At 66.1% G+C, this 1,161-nt stretch carries 1 protein-coding gene; it reads left to right on the top strand.

The window, feature by feature from the left end:
• Positions 1 to 1,161 (top strand): PhoX family protein (locus AC097L_RS25455; protein ID WP_479589486.1); only part of this gene is annotated, 1,161 nt, incomplete at both ends.

Here is a 1,161-nt window from a genome sequence, read left to right as displayed (position 1 = left end):
CACGACGGCATGGAGTTCTTCGGCCTCAACCTCGCCGGTACCGCCCGCGATGCCAACGGCTCCAGCCGGGGCCTGCTGGCCATGAACCACGAGGCGCTGTCGCAGCAGTTTCTGCACGCCGCCGGTGCCAGCGCCAACCCGCGCCCGGCCAGCGAGTCCGACAAGGAAATCCCCGCCCACGGCGTGTCCATCGTCGAAGTGGCCAAGAACGCCTCGGGCAAGTTCGTGACCAACCAGGCATCTACCTACAACCGCCGCATCACGCCGCTGACCGAAGTCACCCTGTCCGGCCCGGTCAAAGGTAACGCGCTGGTCAAAACCCTGTTTTCGCCCACCGGCCTGCTGGCACGCGGCACCATCAACAACTGCGGCACCGGCTACACGCCCTGGGGCAGCTTTTTGACCGGCGAAGAAAACTGGGCCGGCTACTTCACCCGCGCCAGCACCGACAACACTGCCCGGGGCGGTGCCACCGCCAAGAGCGTGGTGTCGCTTAACCGTTATGGCCGCGCCGCCGGTGCCGCCAGCCGCCACGGTTGGGAAACCAGCGGCACGGCCGACAAGTACAAGCGCTGGAACATCGGCCAGACCGGTGTCTCCGTGGACGGCAGCGACGACTACCGCAACGAGCTCAACACCTTTGGCTACATCGTCGAAATCGACGTGTACGACAAAACCAAGGCCATCCGCAAGCGCACCGGCCTGGGCCGCTTTGCCCACGAAAGCGCCGCTTTCGGCAAGCAAACGGCAGGCAAGCCGCTGGCCGTGTACATGGGTGACGACTCGCAGGGCGAGTACATGTACAAGTTTGTCTCTACCGCCCCCTGGGCCGCCGCCGATGCCAACCCCAGCGACCGCATCGCCACCGGCGACAAATACCTCGACAGCGGCAAGCTGTATGTAGCCAAGTTTGCTGCCGACGGCTCGGGCACCTGGATCGAGCTGGCCGTAACCCACCCGTCCATCGCGGGCTACGCCAGCTACGCGTTTGCCGACCAGGCCGACGTGCTGGTCAACGCCCGCCTGGCCGCCGACGCGGTGGGCGCTACCAAGATGGACCGCCCCGAGTGGTGTGCCGTGCACCCCGTCACCGGCGAGGTCTACTACACCCTGACCAACAACAGCAGCCGCAAACTGGAGCCCACCGGCACCCAGACCATG

The organism is Rhodoferax sp. RT5P35 (assembly GCF_056521385.1).
The sequence above is the reverse complement of the archived record's forward strand: the minus strand, read 5'-3'. Positions and strand labels throughout refer to the sequence as shown.